Genomic DNA, 17,242 nt, shown 5'->3' on the forward strand with positions numbered 1-17,242 from the left:
AAAATTAACTTTAAATTATTCCCCTGAACAAAAAAGCCGTACAGATTAATTTAACTGCACGACTACAATCTCGGGTCTATTAAAGATTCTTTGCGGAATGATACTATTACCTAATCCTCTACTAACTATCATTGATGTATTTTGTTTTTCATATAAACCCGCTGTATATTTAGGTAATATACCTTGATTAGGAGCAACCAACCCACCTATAAATGGTAGTCTTACTTGTCCGCCATGGGCATGCCCAGATAAAACTAAATCTATTTTTTCCTCAGTATACACATTTAAAAATTCAGGTCTATGAGAAAGTAATACCTTATATCCATCTGGATTTACTTCATTTTTTGCTTTAGCAATCTCATTTTTCACTATAGATCCTTCATTATGATTTCCACTAGTAAACTCAGGATCATCTATACCTAACAAATATATTTCCTGTCCGTCTTTTTGAATGTTTATATGTTCATTTCTTAAAACAGTGACATGATGCTTCTTCAATTCTGTCTCTAAACTGTTATATTGCCCTGACCACTTTTCATGATTCCCTGTCACAAAATATACCGGATACTCCTTTACAAGCTCTCGTACTACTTGCAAACTACCTTCTGCATCGTACGATTTACTATCTATTAAATCACCCGTTATAGTAATAATGTCCGGTTGAATACTTTTTACTTTTTTAATTAACACGTCTTGATTATCACCAAACATTTTATTATGTAAGTCTGAAAGCTGGAGGATTTTAAAGCCTTTAAAAGAGGAGGGGATTTTACTAGATGTTATTTTAATTTCACTTACACTTATTAAATTGTTCTGCAAATATAAAAATATACTAATACCCGCTAATGTACCAATAATAAATATGATTCTATTAATATTTTTTTTCATAGTTTCTCCTAAAAGGTTTTCACTAATTTAACATATAGAATTATTTCTCTAATTATTTTCAGCACCAAAATCCATAACTATTTCCTTACTACTTTATTTCCTTAACTTGTATTAATCTGCTTTCCATAACGATAACACAAAAATCGAGTCCGGATCACCATAACATTGGAACCTTGAATGGCTTCGTATGTCTTCCTGTTATATATTTGTACTTACTTTCGATATTAACGCTAATGTAACCCTAATAGAAAAAGAATCGGTCATTTCAACTTATAGACATGCCCTTTTATTAAAAAATTTTCACGAGCATGATGCTTCGATAAAAAACAAAAAGGACCGTATTCCAGTCCTCTTTCTATTTTAATGTTATCAATTTAAAAATCTTCAGCATACGCATTTTAATAAAGTCTCAACCTGTCTTGTTAGTTTAGTAGGCATTTAGCTTTTTTCTCTTCCCTTATATTTATTATCTCCGAATCTGTCCATTCCCACGAATCATATATTTTGTGGAAGTCAATGCAGGAAGCCCCATTGGTCCCCTTACGTGTAGCTTTTGCGTACTGATGCCGATTTCTGCGCCGAAGCCGAATTCAAAACCATCAGTAAAGCGTGTCGAAGCATTATGGTAGAGTGCCGCAGCATCGACGGATGTGAAAAACTTGCTAACGTTTTCTTCACTCTCTGTAATAATCGCTTCAGAATGCATGGATCCATAAGTATTGATATGATTAATCGCTTCTTCAGCAGAGGAAACTATTTTGACTGCTAGCGTGAGAGATAAAAATTCTGTCCCCCAGTCTGCTTCTATAGCGGGTACAATAGAAGCATCAATTGCTAATACTTTATTATCTCCACGTAGTTCTACTCCTCTTTCCTTTAACGAAGAAAACAGTTCGTTACCAAATCGGTGCCCCCAATTTTCATGAAGTATAATCGTTTCAATTGCATTACATACAGATGGACGCTGCGTTTTGGCGTTTATGATAATATCAAATGCCATTTGTTTATCTGCAGTTTCATCAATAAAAATGTGACAATTCCCTGCACCAGTTTCCAATACCGGAACAGATGCTTCTCTCACTACAGTATCGATTAACTGTTTACCACCTCTTGGGATAAGAACATCCAAGTATTCGTTTAGTGTAAACAGTTGCTTTGCACTATCACGTGACGTATCTTCTATAAGTTGTACGCATTCTGAAGGCAAACTCGTTTGTTTAAGCGCTCGGTGAATAACAGCCACGATGGCTTTGTTAGAATACGTAGCGGAAGAACTACCACGTAAGATCACTGCATTTCCTGTTTTTAAGCAAATCGTGGCCGCATCCACTGTCACGTTTGGGCGCGCCTCGTAAATCATCCCGACAACACCTAGTGGCACGCGCATCTCCTGAATAGATAAACCATTTTCCAGTTCCCATGCACTTACACATTCTCCAACAGGATCACGCAAATCAATCAGTTGCTTAATACCTTCTGTCATATCAATAATACGTTGCTCATTCAGCATAAGGCGATCAAGGAGAGAAGCAGACAATCCTTTTTCCTTCCCTTCCTCAATATCTCGTTTGTTCTCCTCTAAAATATATGCGGTTTCTAATATCAATTGATCAGCAATCGCGATAAGTGCTTCGTTTTTTTGATCTGTAGATTTTAGTACAAGTTCTCTAGCGATCTTCTTCGCTATTTGTCCCTTTGCCAACACTTCATTCATTTTCATTTCCTCCTTCTTTAAGATTCAGATGAGTCTACTCTATTCTTAAAATGAAACCCAATTATCTCTATGGATGACTTCATAGCTATGCCTTTCACCTCGAACTTGAATGTCTTGGCTCTGCATACCTTTTAGATCTTTTATTTCCTCTGCACTATATCTGCATTGACCTTTCCCTATTACACGCCCTTGTTGCGTTACGACCTCCACAACTTCTCCTGCTTGGAAGAACCCGGACACACTAGTAACACCAGCAGGAAGAAGACTCTTTCCATGCTGAATGATAGCAGCAGCAGCTCCAGCATCCACTTCGATTTGTCCGCTAACAAGTGAATGTAACGCAATCCACTGCTTATTCATCTTAATCGCTTTTGGAGGAGCATTACCGATATACGTTCCATCACCTTTCCCCTTCAAAACATCTAAAAACTTCTCATGTCCACGACCTGCTCCGATAAATACACTCACACCAAGAGAAAGTGCTGTTTTTGCAGCATCGATTTTCGATTTCATACCGCCAGTTCCCAGTTTTGATCCAGCATCACCAGCAAGAGAAGCGATTTCTTCCGTAACCTCAGGGAGGAAATAATATTTTTTCGCATTTGCATTATTCTGGGGATTCTGGTCATATAAACCGTTCACATCTGTAAAAATCATGAGCATATCCGCCGAAACAAGTCCGCTTACTAAAGCAGACAGCATATCGTTATCACCAAACGTCAACTCCTCTAAAGAAATAGAATCATTTTCATTAATTATAGGAAGAGCGGAACGGTTTAGTAGCTCCCCTAAAGTGGCATAAGCATTACTGTATTGTTCTTTTCTTGAAAAATCACTTCTTGTTAGTAAAAGTTGCGCGGTAACGATATCATATTTACGGAATTCCTCCGTGTATGCCTGCATTAACAAACTTTGCCCGACAGCCGCAGCAGCCTGTTTACCTTTAATTGTTACTGGCCTGTTAGGGTACCCTAGAGCAGAAAAACCTGCAGCGACGGCCCCAGATGTAATTAACAAAACTTCATGCCCTTCCTCTTTCAATCGAGCCAATGCGGCAACATGATCTAAAAGTTGTTCTTTAGAAATGCCTCCATGACTATCTGCTAGAGAGCTACTCCCAATCTTTACAACAATTCGTTGTTTTTTCACTTTTGTATCCCCCAAGTCTAAAATCAAAGTTTTTTATAAATTACACTTCTATTCATACAGCTTGCAGCGATTTCTATTCTCACCAATGCCGCACCTAGCCTATTAAAGAGCAAAATAAAAATGACCGCTTCGCCCTTAATAAAATAAAAAGGACGAAACGGTCATTGTTCCGCGGTACCACCTTAATTGATATACATAGATATCCACTTGGCGCCTATAACGCAGGCGTACGCCTAAACTTTCATTTAAGACTCAGGGATAGGTTCGATACATTCTATACGAGGAATCTTTCAGCCGGTGAATTCCACTCTCTTTCGTAAGAAGACATATGTACTAATTCCCTTCAACGATTTTCGATCTAATTTTTTTATATTATGCGATATTGTTTGTTTTTGTGTCAAGAGATATTTTGAAAAATTATTAGAGCGACAAGTTTTTAGTATAAAATTATGAACATCACCATTTCTTAAAAATGTGGATTTAACTATACCTTATCGATTATTAATCAACTTACAGCTTTTTAGCCTGCAACACATAGAGCTAGTTATGTTACAAATCCTAAAACTTCTCCTAATTCCTTATGCGAATAATAGAATGTTTTGCTATTATCAAACATGATTTTTGATGTTATCAAGTGTAGACAATACAAAACATTAAATTATACTGCATGTACTTATATATATAAGTTGAATTAAAAGGTTACAGCTACTGTTTGTCGAAATATAATAAGTAACATATATTGACAAATGGAGCGGAGCAAAATGACACATGTACACCAAAACGAAAAAGAAAGCCTACTTGTAGCAATGAAAACGACTAAAACGAAACGAATGTATGAACGTTATCAAACGATCTATTTCTATGTACAAGGCTTTTCTATAAAAGAAATAATGAACATGATTGGTCGTTCTGAAAAAACAATCTATAATTATGTGAATGCTTACAAAGAAAAAGGATTGCATGGCTTACTCATGGGACAATCAACAGGAGCACCACGTAAATTAGCCCCTGAACAAGAACAGGAGTTAGTTCAAGTGATTGCATCTCATCTACCCGTTGATGTTGGATTTCCAGCTAAACATAATTGGACTTTATCCATTATCGCTTCTTTCATTAAAAGAGAATGGAACGTAAGTTACACACTTCGCGGGGTGTCTCGACTTTTACATGATTTAGGGCTTAGTTACACAAAACCGACGTATACATTAGCGAAAGCAGACCCGGTGAAACAACAAGAGTTTAGGGAAGTTACCTTCCCCGCCTATAAAAAAAAAACTTTTAAACGAGGAGATTGACCATCTTCTGTTTCAAGATGAGTCCATGATCCGCGATTACCAAGCACTGCAGCATACATGGTTTTTAAAAGGAAAACAACGCAGTATTCCTACTTATGGGAAACACCAAGGTGTTAAACTTATTGGTACACTTAATTATGAAACAGGTGAGTTAGTTTGTGTAGAAGAGGAGCGGTATGATGCCGAAGCATTTCTTCGTTTTCTTCAGCATGTACTTGAACTGTATCCCAACGGGAAAATAGCTCTTATTCTAGATAATGCGCGTATTCATCATGCGAAGCTCATCCAACCACTTTTAAGGAAACACTGTCATCGCTTAGAATTAGTGTTTTTACCTCCCTACAGTCCCGATTTAAATTTAATTGAAGGGGTATGGAAATGGCTCAAATCAGACATCATTCATAATGTTTTTTATTCATCGATTTATGAAATTCAAAAAAATGTACAGGCTTTTATTCAGGAATTAAATCGCACACCTGAAAAAGTGATCGATCGATTATGCATTCGATTGTAATCTTTTAATTCAACTTATATAGTTTCAAATAAAATTATTATCTTTATTTTTAGTATTGCAAAAAGGACTACACTCTCTTAAAATATTTCTTTATATTGTATGGGATATTATTTAACTTTTTCAGAATAATATTTTAAAACCGATAAAATTGATTATAAAAGGAGCCAGATAGAGTTATTATGGACAAACAAATTGGATTCATCGGATGCGGAAATATGGGGATGGCTATGATTGGCGGAATGATAAACGAAAATATAGTGTCTGCAGAAAAAATAATTTGTTCAGACGTAAACGTTACTAATTTAAAAAATGCTAGCGAAAAATATGGCGTAACTATAACTTCTAAAAACAATGCAGTAGCTAAAAATGCTGATATTTTAATTTTGTCAATTAAGCCAGACTTATACTTATCAGTAATTAACGAAATAAAAGACCAAATAAATGGCGATGTAATAATCGTAACTATCGCTGCTGGAAAAAGCATTATGAGTACTGAGGATGCTTTTGGTAGAAAGTTAAAGATTGTAAGAGTAATGCCTAATACACCAGCTCTTGTTGGCGAAGGAATGTCTGCATTATGCCCTAATAAACTGGTTACAGAAAAAGATTTAGAAGATATATTAAACATTTTTAATAGTTTTGGTCAAACAGAGATAGTAAATGAAAAATTAATGGATGTTGTAACTTCTGTAAGTGGTTCGTCGCCAGCCTATGTATATATGTTTATAGAAGCCATGGCAGATGCTGCTGTATTGGAAGGAATGCCAAGGGATCAAGCATATAAATTCGCAGCCCAGGCTGTATTAGGTTCTGCAAAAATGGTACTAGAGACAGGAATACATCCGGGTGCATTGAAAGATATGGTTTGTTCTCCAGGTGGAACGACTATAGAAGCTGTAGCAACATTAGAAGAAAAAGGTTTAAGAACAGCCATCATTTCAGCTATGAAGCGTTGTACTCAAAAATCTGTTGAACTATCTAGTCTAACGAAAAACAATTAAAATAAAATTTACCAATTGCGTATGCCTTAATTAAGTTGTATACCATATTCACATTTGGTTTAGATAATCCTCATTATAAGTAGTAAATAAAACGGACGAATTCATACTTTCTTGAATTTGTCCGTTTTATTATTTATTATTCTTAAATAATTTCATACTATTTGTTCCCCTCTAGTCTTCCCCACTTTTCCCCCGCATAAGACTTTGTATAAAATTAGGTAAAGAAATGAGAAAACTGAGAGTTTATTACCTAAGAGCATTGATTACAACTTTAGCTGCCTCTGCAATTAGTTGGTTATCATAGGTGTCCTCTCTTTCATCTTTACTGGATAAAATTGCGATGATAATAGGTGCTTTATTCGGCGGCCAAACGATAGCAATATCATTTCTTGTCCCATAACTTCCAGCTCCTGATTTATCTCCAACTACCCAGTCAGTTGGTACGCCTGCACGAATAAGTTTGTCTCCTGTGGCATTGCCTTTCATCCACTCTGTAAGAATGTTACGTTTATGAGCTGGAAGCGCATTTCCGACCGTAAAAGCCTTGAGATTTGTAGCAATTGCTTTTGCTGTACTAGTGTCACGGATGTCTCCTGGAATAGCTTCGTTTAACTCTGCCTCAAAGCGATCAGCCATAGTAACCCGATCACTCATCTGTCTAAGTGCCTTTTCATATCCCTTAGGGCCGCCTATTTTATTTAATAAAATATTCCCTGCAGTATTATCACTGGAACGAACAGCGGCCTCAACAATTTCTCCTAATGTCATTCCACTATCTACATGTTTCTCTGTAACGGGTGAATATTCAACTAAATCATCTTTCGTATAGTTGATGACTTCATTTAATTTATCAATTGAGTTTTGCTGTAGCAATACCCCTGCCGCTAAGGCCTTATAGGTTGATGCATAGGCAAATCTTTCGTTAGGTCGATAAGAAATTGTTCGATTTGTACCAGTATCAATAGCATACACACCTAATCGAGCATCAAATTTTTTCTCAAGTTGAGAGAATTCTTTATACGTCGCATGATTATTATGTTTAACTGGTCCTGTCTTTTCTTTCGCTTCAACTTGCAATGCCCCTCCTGTAAAAGTTCCTAAGCTTGTAAGACCTAAGCCTAATATGCCAGCACAGATCCCTATTATTTGCATCCTCTTGTTTTTCAAAATCATCATTCCTTTCAAATTTTCAATACACTGTATCCAATTTGAACACCTGTTTTTATACGTACACATAATAGACCAACTAGGAAACAAGTTTGTTCCATAAATTTAAAACCTTTTTAACTAGTAGCCAAGATATTAACAAAAATAAGAGATAGCAACTATGTTAGCTGCTATCTCTTATCTTAAATCTTCCTTTTTATTTAACTTATTAAGGTTTTTATATAAACAGGGGCTCTTTCCCTGAGAAAAGTGCACATATTGTTCTAATTTTGATTCGAACTAACTGTACTAGCAGCTTCACCATGTATACGTTGCTGTTTTAAATCAAAGTATGCATCTAAAACTTCCTTTCCAATTATAGAATTAATTCCATTTTTATCATCATGAAGCCATGGGACTACTACAGAAAATGCTACTTCTGGATTATCATATGGAGCATATCCAACTAATGTTAAGTTATAACATTCCATACGTTCTCCTTTTGCATTTCTACCAATAGGATCATCTCCACCATATACAGTTTGAGCTGTCCCTGTCTTTCCTGCTGGTTTATATGGAGCATTTTTGAAATACTTCACTCCAGTTCCATCACCTTCTTGGAATACCCATCTAAAGCCTTCTTTTATCCGATCAATATGTTCTTTCTTCATATCAACTCGATTTAATACGACAGGCTCTATAGAGCGTATAACTTTGCCAACCTCTTCTTCTTTTATTGATTGTTCTCGTATTTCTTGTACAATTTGGGGCTGCATACGATATCCACCATTTGCAATCGTTGAAATATATTGTGCCAATTGCAATGGCGTATACGTATCATACTGACCGATAGAAAAATCTAATAAAAAACCAGGTTGACTATCTACTTTTCTCGTTTGTCCAATTATTTCATTCGGTAAATCAATACCTGTTGGGACGCCTAAACCAAATTGCTTAAAATAATAGCGCATCGTATCAAATGCTTCTTGTTTAATATCCAACGAACCATTTGGTACGTAATTAACTCCCGCAATTTTTAAAGCTGTCTGGAACATGTATACATTCGAAGAAACTTGTAAAGCTCTTAAATCGTTAATATTACCAAAACCAGATACGTTCCACGATTTCTTAGCTTGTGTACCTTTAAATTTCATCGGTGCATCATAAAATTGATCTCCTGGATGTATTGCCCCTGTCTCATATCCAGTTAATAAAGTAGCACCTTTTACAGCTGACCCTAGCTCATACGAAGTTGTCATGTTACCTAATGCCAAATCCTCAATCTCTATTTTCCCTTCTTTTTCTACAATCTTTTTGCCTGCCATAGATAAAATCTGCCCATTATTTGGATTCGTCATGACGACAAAAGCTCGGTCCAACAGTGGCTCTGAACTCTTAAAAGCTCTCAAATTTTTCTCAATACTTTCTTCCACTTTTTTTTGTAATTCCATATCAATCGTTAATGTTAAACTATTACCACTTTTTCCTTTAGAGATTATTTCTGCGCTAACAATGTTTCCTGATTTATCAGTAATGTTTTTCACTTCTTCTTTTGTGCCGTGTAACACATCTTCATATCGTTGTTCAATATAACTTTTTCCTACACGATCATTACGGTTATATCCACGTACCAAATAAGAATCTAAGTTTTCTTTCGGTAATCCTTCTTCACTACTTGTAATATTACCTAACACGGAACGAAATAAATTACCATTTACATAATTCCGTTCCCAATCAACTGTTGCATCTACTCCTGGAAACTCCGCAAGGTTTTCACTTATGCGCGCATACTCTTGATCTGTTACATCTTTTTTAATAATTTGTGGTGTCAGTTGATAACCTGAACTCATTTTACTTTTAATAGCTAACACCTTTAAGTCTTGTGCTGTTAATTCTGCCAATTCCACTTCTGTCACACGACTTCGTCTTAAATCTTCAATCTTTTTGTCTAGCTCTTTTCCCTCTATTCCCTTTTCTTTAAACTTTCCTATGTCTTTTTTAGTAATCTTTGATTCCGCACGTTTTGTATTCAATTGCATCCAGAAATCTTTTTTATCGATATCAGTTAATTTATTTATATCTTGCTCAGGCATTTCAAGTACTATTGCCAAGTCTTTTGCTGTTTTTAAAATGTCTTTACTCGTTATCCCCTTCACCCTTGTATACGTAATCGTACGAAGAGATTGATTATTAACAACCATTTTTCCTTCTCGATCTAGAATTTGTCCACGTGGAACCGGAATACTAGTTTTTTCATTTTGACTGTTTTCCACTTGGTTCTTATAAGCCTCTCCTTCAACAATTTGTACCTTTCCTAGCTGCATAATAATAGCCGAGAATAGCAGAAAGATGCAAAGGAACATTATATTTAATCGAATAGATATATATGTTTTCTGCTTATTTCCTTTTTGTTTTATCATAAATCCTCCATATAATTCTTCTGAGAATTGCTTCTAATACTTAGTAAATACAAAAAGCGTTCCCTATATATTAGATACCGCTGGCCGGTTATAAATATCGTCTCAACTTTTTTGCTAAATCCTTGTAAGCATCCATTCCTTTTGGTTTAGCCGGGTAATTAATAAATCTCCCTTCCTGTTATTTTTTTGTCGCTTGCATTAGAAATGCTAAACTGTATAATGACTCATATTAAACTTACACGTAGACTTACTATTAATTTTTCATACTGATTGTTCCTTTCTGACTGCTGTAATACTTAATAGACAACCTAAACAATAAAGTTGTTCCACATTTACAAAAAAAATAATTAACTATAAGATGAAATAAGCTAAAAAAGGGAGGGTTTTATGTTACATAAAAAAATAAAAAGATGGAGATTTTTTGCGATTCTTTCTTTTGTAGGTTTGATTTTACTAATTTTATTAAAAATCAACTTCATTTCAATTACTATCGCAACTTCTTCAGCTGAAAGAGGAAAAATTTTTGATCAAAATGGTGTAATACTAGCTACAAATAAGAAAGTTAAATCTCTATATTGCACTTCTAATGATGAAAAACTATCGAATCAAGATACATCAAACACATTAGCTTTTTTCAATCAATTTTCAAGCGAGTTTCAACATGACATTTCTGCAGAGGACATGAAATCACAATTACAACAATCTTGTAAAAAGCAGACTATGAATGATATACCGTTATACTCTGACATAAATGAGAGTGAACTTACATTCATAAACAAGAACAAACCCAATAATGTAATAATCAAAGATGAATGGATTCGATATTATCCAAAGCACGAAATTGCTTCACAAGTAATTGGGTATGTAGAAAATGACCTTAATTCTAAGTATGTACCTGTTGGTAAAAGTGGGATTGAGCTTCAATATGAAAATGATTTAAAAGGAAAACCAGAAAAAACTCTGATTTTTAAAATGAATAATAAAAAGTTCTTATGGAACATTCAAAAAGTACAAAAAGGAAAAGATGTCCGGCTAGCTTTAGATTCTAAGCTGCAGCAAAAAACAGAGGAAGCATTAAGATCTCAACTTAAGAAAATACCTGATGCTAATGCTGGTTATGCTGTAGTGACCGATGTAAAAACTGGTGCAATTTTAACTATGGCCAACTCAGCAGTTTTTGATCCAAATACATTACATACACATGTATCATCTAAAAAAGAAAACATCAAATCATTGTCGCAAAATAAAGCAATTCAAAAATTAAAGTATGGTGAATCTTATGTAAATATGGCCTCTACTATAAAGCCCCTTATTATTTTAATTGGATTAAACGAAAAGCTTTTTCAACCTGAAGATACTTATTTAGATAAAGGTACTTTTCAGTATGATAATCAAAATAACATTACGAATGCACCTGGAACGCCAACAGGTGAGATCACACCGAGTCAGGCTATCATTAATTCATCTAACACATTTATGACAGCAAAAGTAGCGCTACCCTTATTCAACCAAAATAATGGGAATATAGAAAAAGTAGCAAATATATGGACAGATTATTTAATGCAATTCGGCCTTCGTTCTAAAACTGGGATCGATTTACCCTTTGAAGAAGACGGAAAATATGAATTTCATCCATCTAATAAGTTTGAAAATGGAATCTCCTCTTTATTAAATGCTTCTTGGGGAGGAAATGAAGTGCACACTCCTCTTCAGCTTGCCCAATATACAGCAACTTTTGCAAGTAAAGGTGATAAATATAAACCTCAAATCGTAAGTGCCATTATTGATCATGACGGTAATGATTCAAAAAAGTTTAAACCAATCTTAGAAAGTTCTAATCGATATCCGATGAAATTTTGGAGCGTCGTGCAAGGTGGGATGAGTCACAATATAGAGGAGATTAAAAACTTGCCCTTTGATGTCGCAGGTAAAACGGGTATAACAGGTTCACCGAATGAGCAAGAAAGAGTGATAAATCATTCTCTTTTCATTGCATATGCTCCTGCCAAAGATCCACAAATCGCCATTTCTGTTGTTATTCCTGGTGGTAATTCAGAAAAGAATAGTGCCGCTCTTGTTACAGCAGAAATTTTAGATTCCTGGGATACTCTTCAAAAAGAGAATAAAAATAAAGAGGAAGGTTCATTAAAGTGAACCTTCCTCTTTTACCATATAGATTCTATATTCGTTATTTTCCATATACCTTCATGATTCTTTTCGAACATGAAAGAATATTTAATATCAGTTAAAACATACTCTTTTTGTACATATCCAGTAGTATCACCGTTAATAGTCGATATTTTTATATATCCATCATTTTGCAATTTTTCCGGGATCCAAGCTTTTACCATATCATTAGATACTTCATACAAAACTTGTGATTCTAGTTTTGGTTCAGCTAAAATTTTCGTTTTGTTTCCAGTAACAGTTGCATATATAAAGTGTTCTTGATTTGATTGATTACTTTCTGTCGATCCACTTGGCACTTTGTAAACTTTCTTCGTATCATTCACAAATTCTCCCCCCATTGTAAGAGCGACTTGCAACTCATGAAAAATATCATCATCAATCTGTAATTCATCCTTCTTATACATAATCCCTTTAAATAGAACTTCATCATTTAACGCTCTATAAAGGTCATTTTCATTTTTTGAATTTGTACTTCGATATAAATCATTCATAAATTGTTTTAGTGAGGGATCTTGATCAGATTCATCTTTTGTTTTCGACTTAATTTGAGTACTACTTTGTACCGGTGATTTATTATCATCAAACCAAGGTTGTTGAACAATAAAAAATAACATTGTACAAACGAAAACAACTACAATAGGTAATGCTTTTTTACGAAACGGGCTTTTATGTTTTACAAAATCCCTTTCATTATTTTCGTATATAGACTGCTTAATTTTAAAAATAAATTCTTCTTCATCTTTACGATTCTCCATTGGACCTTTTTTTATTTTTCTATACCAGTCAGGATTTTGTTTATTGTTCATCACTACTACCCTCCCCTATTAATTTTGAAACCTTACTTCTCGCTCTACTTAATCTCGATTTTACAGTTCCAATGGATACTCCTAATGTTTCAGCCATTTCTTCATAAGATAATTCATATTTTGCGTCCAATATAATTATTTCACGGTGCTTTTTAGGTAGTTTTAATACAACCTTCCACACCTCATTCATTTCTTCTTGGTTAAAAAATTCTTGTTCTGCTGACAGGGATTGCTTATCGTCACTAAAAAATCCTATTAAAGATATCCTTTTAAAATAGGAGGATTTCAAATAGTTTATTGCCGTATTTCTTGTGATTTTTAATATCCACGTTTTAATAGATGACTCCTTTCGAAATGAATTCCAATTTTTAAACACCTTTATAAATACATCTTGCGTGATATCATCTGATAAGTGTGGATCTTTCGTAATAATAAATGAATAATTCCATACATCTTGCCAATAGTCTCTTATAACATAGTCCAGCTCATCATGATTACACTTTTCAATAAACGTCTGTTCCATTTCCACACCTCAAACTTATTTGAATAAACATAAAACTGCCCTCACTTTTATTATGGTTTCAATATATAGACAAGATACAAGTTTCATTTGTTCCATTGTTTATCTTTTTTCAGGCAGAATAATACTACTAAAAAACAAGTAAAGCATACAATGATAAAAATCCACTCATAAAAATCTGTTTTTTTGAATTTAACGTAACACTCCACTTGTCCATTTCAATTTGCTATACTCTTCTATTTACCATTAGCAATGCCAACTTTTCAGAAATGAAAATAAAGATAAGGTATCAATTTTCTAGAGTCGCAGCAAAAAAGCATTCTCGATTAGAAAGAATGCTTTTTTGAAATTTAATTGTTCTATATTTCCACCAGTTTATACCTTTGAGTTAAGCAAACATATAATAAAGTAAACTTTAATCAGCCCTCACCAATCGGACTTTTACGGGTAGCCCGACCCCCACCTAACTTCTTCGCTTTCGCTGAATTTTGAGATGGAGGTCTTACTGCCCGTTAATGCGGGATAAATTTAGTGAAAAAGTTCACCTTATAATTAAGTGTTATTTCTGAAATACATGTTTTACTTTTTCACCTGGAACGTTACTTCCTCCTCTTCCTTTTACATCTTCGATCATCATGGTAACAATCATGTCTGGCGCATTTGCATCAAAAGCTGCAAACCATCCAAGTTCTTTTCCGTCTGCTTCTTTCGACTCTTTCAGTTCTGCTGTACCAGTTTTACCAGCAAGAGTTACACCATCAACCTTAGCAATTCTCCCCGCGCCATCAGGGTCATTAATCACTTTTATTAATGCACTCTTTAATATCTCTTGATTCTTTTTAGAAACCACATTTTCTTTCCAATTCCCCGCTCCTGTTGCTTCTTTTAAAAGATGTGGCGACGGAATATTTCCTTCATTCACAATTGGCGCATATGTTAATGCTAAATGAAGTGGTGTCATTAATACTTGTCCTTGTCCGTATCCCGTGTCTGCTAGTTGAATATCATTTTTTATTCCATCTTTTGCAATTAATGAAATAGGAAATTCGTATTCGATTGGTAATTTTTCATGAAATCCGTATTTCTTAAATTCATTTACATACTGATCTTTTCGCATTTTCAAAGCTTGTTGAGCAAAATAAATATTATCAGAGTACTTCATTGCCTTATCAAAATCAACTGGACTAGCTTCCTTCACACGTGTTACATAATAATTTCCCCAAGATGAATCTTTTGTCCACTTTAATCCTTGAATTTTAAATTCTTCCTTAGGGTTTATTGTGTTTGTTTCCAAACCAATTGCACCTGTAATCGTTTTAAATACGGAACCTGGTACAAATGCTTGTGTGAAACGATTCATCATTGGCAGTTTCGAGTCGTTATTCCATGCTTCTCGTTGGGCTTTTGATGCTCCTCTAACTATTGTATTTGGATTATAAGCAGGGCTACTTACAAGTGCGATTGTTTCACCCGTTTTAGGATTGACCGCTGCACTAGATCCTGCTTCATTTTTCATCTCATTAAAGATTTTTTCTTGAATTGCAGCATCAATTGTTAACGTAACATTTTCCCCTTCTTTTGCTTCTTTTTTTGCTACGTTTTTAATCTCTTTCCCATTCTCATCTTCTATAAATACGCGTCCACCCTTTTCACCACGCAATTTATTCTCAAGTACTTTCTCTAAACCCGTCTTACCTACTAAATCATCTGCTTGATAACCTTTTTTTTGAAGCGATTTTAACTCCTCTGCATTCACCTTTCCTATATATCCAGTTAAGTGTGCGGCTGCTTCTCCTAATGGATACGTACGAATATTTACTGGGCGAGATGAAACCCCTTCTAATTCAATATAATCATTCTGTCTAGTTCCCTCTTTTAAAATACCAATTGGTACAAAGGAGTCTGGTTTTATCCATTTCGCTGCGAGCTTCTGATTGACCTCTTCTGTAGACATATCAAGTAATTGTGCTACTATTTCTTTTGTCTGCGCTGCCGTTTCACCTAGTTTCTCTGGAATAATTCCAACCTCAGTCGCTTTACCATTCGTTGCAAGCCCTTTTCCATTTCGATCATATATTTCTCCGCGTTTTCCTTGTTCTGTTTGCATACGGACTTTGTAATCTTTTTTCATACCTGGGAAAATGAAGTCTGGTGTCCAATCTATTTTCCAAGACTCCTTATCTTTATCTTTCACGAGTTTTGCTTCATGGATGAATGAAACAGTTCCTCCATCCGTATCCATATTAACTTCAAAAAGAAAAAGTTCTTTATCTTTCGTATTCTCTCCTTTCGTTTTGACTTTTAAATTCTTAACTCCAATACCATCATAGATTTTTTGATATTTCTCTGCGAAATCCTTTTTGGAAATCGTCTTTTTTGCATGTTCTGATAAATGATCATACATATTTGCAAACTTTTTATCATTCCATAAATTGATATATTCTTCAAATGCTTGTTTTGGCGGTTCATTTTTATTACATCCTACCAACATAACTGCAAAACAAAAGAAAAGCAGTATCCATAATTTTTTCAATTCAATCTTCTCCCTTAGTTAAAAATGTTTTAACGCTTAATAGACAGTGTAAGTTATAAAATTGTTCCATATTTACAAAAAGATTAAATTTATGGTTAAGCTGCATTCCGAGAGGGAAGATTTCAAGTTTCTTCCAAACATAAGGAGCGAATATATTTAGCGAACGTTATCATTATTAGTGTTGTTTTAACAATTTCATTTAAAATACCTTTTAGTTCATTTTCACCGATCTTATCTTTTTTTCTTTATAGATTTTTGATACAAAAAAAGAATCCTTATACTAAGGATTCTGCAACAGAAAATAACAAAAATATAAACAATAAAAAGAATTACTTAAAGTATAATTTATAAGCACTCTATATCCTTCTTTTTCGCACCAAAAACCCCTGTACAGCATGCGACAGGGGTTTAGGTCATTCTACAGCTTATTTAGAAGAGTCATGTACAGGCAAACTACTAAAAATCAATTCAGCAACTTTTACATATCCTTTTGAGTTTGGATGAATTAAATCCTTAGACCAAAGCGTATTATCATTAACTAAATGATGATTCCAAAAATCAACATGATGAAGCTTATACTCTCTGCTCAGTGAATGTATAACTTCATTTGCCTCTAATAATTGTTCTTTTATTACTTGTTTTTTTTCAGAAGCAAAAGGAAGCCTAACTGTAAAATCTGGAAGGTTTGCTATAATAATATCAGCCCCTGCTTTACTTAATGTATCTATCATAAATTCCATATCGTTCTTATATGCATCATGATTCCAACGTCCTTTTAAAACATCGTTTGCCCCTGCAATGAGACTAACCAAATCTGGATTAAAAGTTAAAGCCTTTTCCAATTGCTGCGAGCGAATTTCTTTAGTTACTAACCCACGCTTTGCAAAATTGGCATATTCTATATCGTTTTCACACAGTTGAACAAAATGATCTACCCAGCTTTTTAATGCAATTCCCTCAACTTCATCCCCTATCCCCTCTGTAAAACTATCACCAATTGCTACAAATCGCTTCCACATATGTATTCCCCCTTTATTATTAACCATATCTATACTATACAATAGCT

Annotated in this window: 11 protein-coding genes, 1 pseudogene and 1 other annotated feature; of the genes and pseudogenes, 3 read left to right on the plus strand and 9 right to left on the minus strand. The window is 34.4% G+C overall.

Annotated elements, in window-relative coordinates; translation table 11 throughout:
* Positions 1-45: 45 nt before the first annotated feature.
* The 3 genes from ACP6L7_RS10640 to proB all read right to left on the minus strand — a co-directional run bounded on the left by ACP6L7_RS10640 (position 46) and on the right by proB (position 3,751).
* A complete protein-coding gene (locus ACP6L7_RS10640) occupies positions 46-888 on the minus strand; it encodes a metallophosphoesterase (protein WP_097829184.1) in 843 nt (280 codons plus the stop codon).
* Between the two features lie 466 nt (positions 889-1,354).
* Positions 1,355-2,602, minus strand: coding sequence for a glutamate-5-semialdehyde dehydrogenase (locus ACP6L7_RS10645; protein ID WP_097829183.1), 1,248 nt, complete (start codon positions 2,600-2,602; stop codon positions 1,355-1,357).
* 45 nt (positions 2,603-2,647) lie between these two features.
* Complete coding sequence (gene proB / locus ACP6L7_RS10650; protein WP_098361866.1) at positions 2,648-3,751, minus strand: glutamate 5-kinase; 1,104 nt, start codon at positions 3,749-3,751, stop codon at positions 2,648-2,650.
* Positions 3,752-3,896: 145 nt separating this feature from the next.
* Positions 3,897-4,107: a binding site (T-box leader), on the minus strand.
* A 405-nt stretch (positions 4,108-4,512) separates the two neighbouring features.
* Here proB and ACP6L7_RS10655 point away from each other — a divergent pair.
* Positions 4,513-5,560, plus strand: a pseudogene (locus ACP6L7_RS10655) (IS630 family transposase).
* Positions 5,561-5,739: 179 nt separating this feature from the next.
* The gene (gene proC, locus ACP6L7_RS10660; protein ID WP_430529216.1) at positions 5,740-6,561 is read left to right on the plus strand and encodes a pyrroline-5-carboxylate reductase; all 822 of its coding nucleotides are present in this window, start codon (positions 5,740-5,742) and stop codon (positions 6,559-6,561) included.
* A 246-nt stretch (positions 6,562-6,807) separates the two neighbouring features.
* Here the strand turns inward: proC and bla are convergent, their stop codons facing one another.
* Positions 6,808-7,734 (minus strand): class A beta-lactamase Bla1, encoded by a 927-nt coding sequence (gene bla / locus ACP6L7_RS10665; RefSeq protein ID WP_373605127.1) that lies wholly within the window; start codon positions 7,732-7,734, stop codon positions 6,808-6,810.
* Between the two features lie 257 nt (positions 7,735-7,991).
* Positions 7,992-10,127, minus strand: a complete 2,136-nt coding sequence (locus ACP6L7_RS10670; protein ID WP_097829179.1) for a peptidoglycan D,D-transpeptidase FtsI family protein — start codon at positions 10,125-10,127, stop codon at positions 7,992-7,994.
* 387 nt (positions 10,128-10,514) lie between these two features.
* Between ACP6L7_RS10670 and ACP6L7_RS10675 the strand changes: the two genes are divergently transcribed.
* Positions 10,515-12,281 carry a peptidoglycan D,D-transpeptidase FtsI family protein gene (locus ACP6L7_RS10675; RefSeq protein WP_430529217.1) on the plus strand — a complete coding sequence of 589 codons (1,767 nt, stop codon included), beginning with the start codon at positions 10,515-10,517 and terminating at the stop codon, positions 12,279-12,281.
* An 11-nt stretch (positions 12,282-12,292) separates the two neighbouring features.
* Here ACP6L7_RS10675 and ACP6L7_RS10680 read toward each other — a convergent pair whose 3' ends face one another.
* The 4 genes from ACP6L7_RS10680 to ACP6L7_RS10695 all read right to left on the minus strand — a co-directional run bounded on the left by ACP6L7_RS10680 (position 12,293) and on the right by ACP6L7_RS10695 (position 17,195).
* Positions 12,293-13,123, minus strand: coding sequence for an SH3 domain-containing protein (locus ACP6L7_RS10680; protein ID WP_264449000.1), 831 nt, complete (start codon positions 13,121-13,123; stop codon positions 12,293-12,295).
* Positions 13,113-13,646: an RNA polymerase sigma factor gene (locus tag ACP6L7_RS10685; protein ID WP_141533582.1), complete on the minus strand. Its 534-nt coding sequence runs from the start codon at positions 13,644-13,646 to the stop codon at positions 13,113-13,115. The genes ACP6L7_RS10680 and ACP6L7_RS10685 overlap by 11 nt, the downstream gene beginning before the upstream one ends.
* A 556-nt stretch (positions 13,647-14,202) precedes the next feature.
* Positions 14,203-16,176, minus strand: coding sequence for a penicillin-binding transpeptidase domain-containing protein (locus tag ACP6L7_RS10690; protein WP_097833452.1), 1,974 nt, complete (start codon positions 16,174-16,176; stop codon positions 14,203-14,205).
* A gap of 425 nt (positions 16,177-16,601) precedes the next feature.
* A complete protein-coding gene (locus tag ACP6L7_RS10695; protein WP_141536808.1) occupies positions 16,602-17,195 on the minus strand; it encodes an SGNH/GDSL hydrolase family protein in 594 nt (197 codons plus the stop codon).
* Positions 17,196-17,242 lie beyond the last annotated feature (47 nt).

This window comes from Bacillus silvicola (genome assembly GCF_050524305.1).
Lineage (GTDB): Bacteria > Bacillota > Bacilli > Bacillales > Bacillaceae_G > Bacillus_A > Bacillus_A cereus_AT.

What these genes read in the sequence shown, in the direction of transcription:
- ACP6L7_RS10640 (WP_097829184.1), bottom strand. Translation starts at nt 888, where the DNA reads ATGAAAAAAAATATTAATAGAATCATATTTATTATTGGTACATTAGCG.
- ACP6L7_RS10645 (WP_097829183.1), bottom strand. Translation starts at nt 2,602, where the DNA reads ATGAATGAAGTGTTGGCAAAGGGACAAATAGCGAAGAAGATCGCTAGA.
- proC (WP_430529216.1), top strand. Translation starts at nt 5,740, where the DNA reads ATGGACAAACAAATTGGATTCATCGGATGCGGAAATATGGGGATGGCT.
- bla (WP_373605127.1), bottom strand. Translation starts at nt 7,734, where the DNA reads ATGATTTTGAAAAACAAGAGGATGCAAATAATAGGGATCTGTGCTGGC.
- ACP6L7_RS10670 (WP_097829179.1), bottom strand. Translation starts at nt 10,127, where the DNA reads ATGATAAAACAAAAAGGAAATAAGCAGAAAACATATATATCTATTCGA.
- ACP6L7_RS10675 (WP_430529217.1), top strand. Translation starts at nt 10,515, where the DNA reads ATGTTACATAAAAAAATAAAAAGATGGAGATTTTTTGCGATTCTTTCT.
- ACP6L7_RS10680 (WP_264449000.1), bottom strand. Translation starts at nt 13,123, where the DNA reads ATGAACAATAAACAAAATCCTGACTGGTATAGAAAAATAAAAAAAGGT.
- ACP6L7_RS10685 (WP_141533582.1), bottom strand. Translation starts at nt 13,646, where the DNA reads ATGGAACAGACGTTTATTGAAAAGTGTAATCATGATGAGCTGGACTAT.
- ACP6L7_RS10695 (WP_141536808.1), bottom strand. Translation starts at nt 17,195, where the DNA reads ATGTGGAAGCGATTTGTAGCAATTGGTGATAGTTTTACAGAGGGGATA.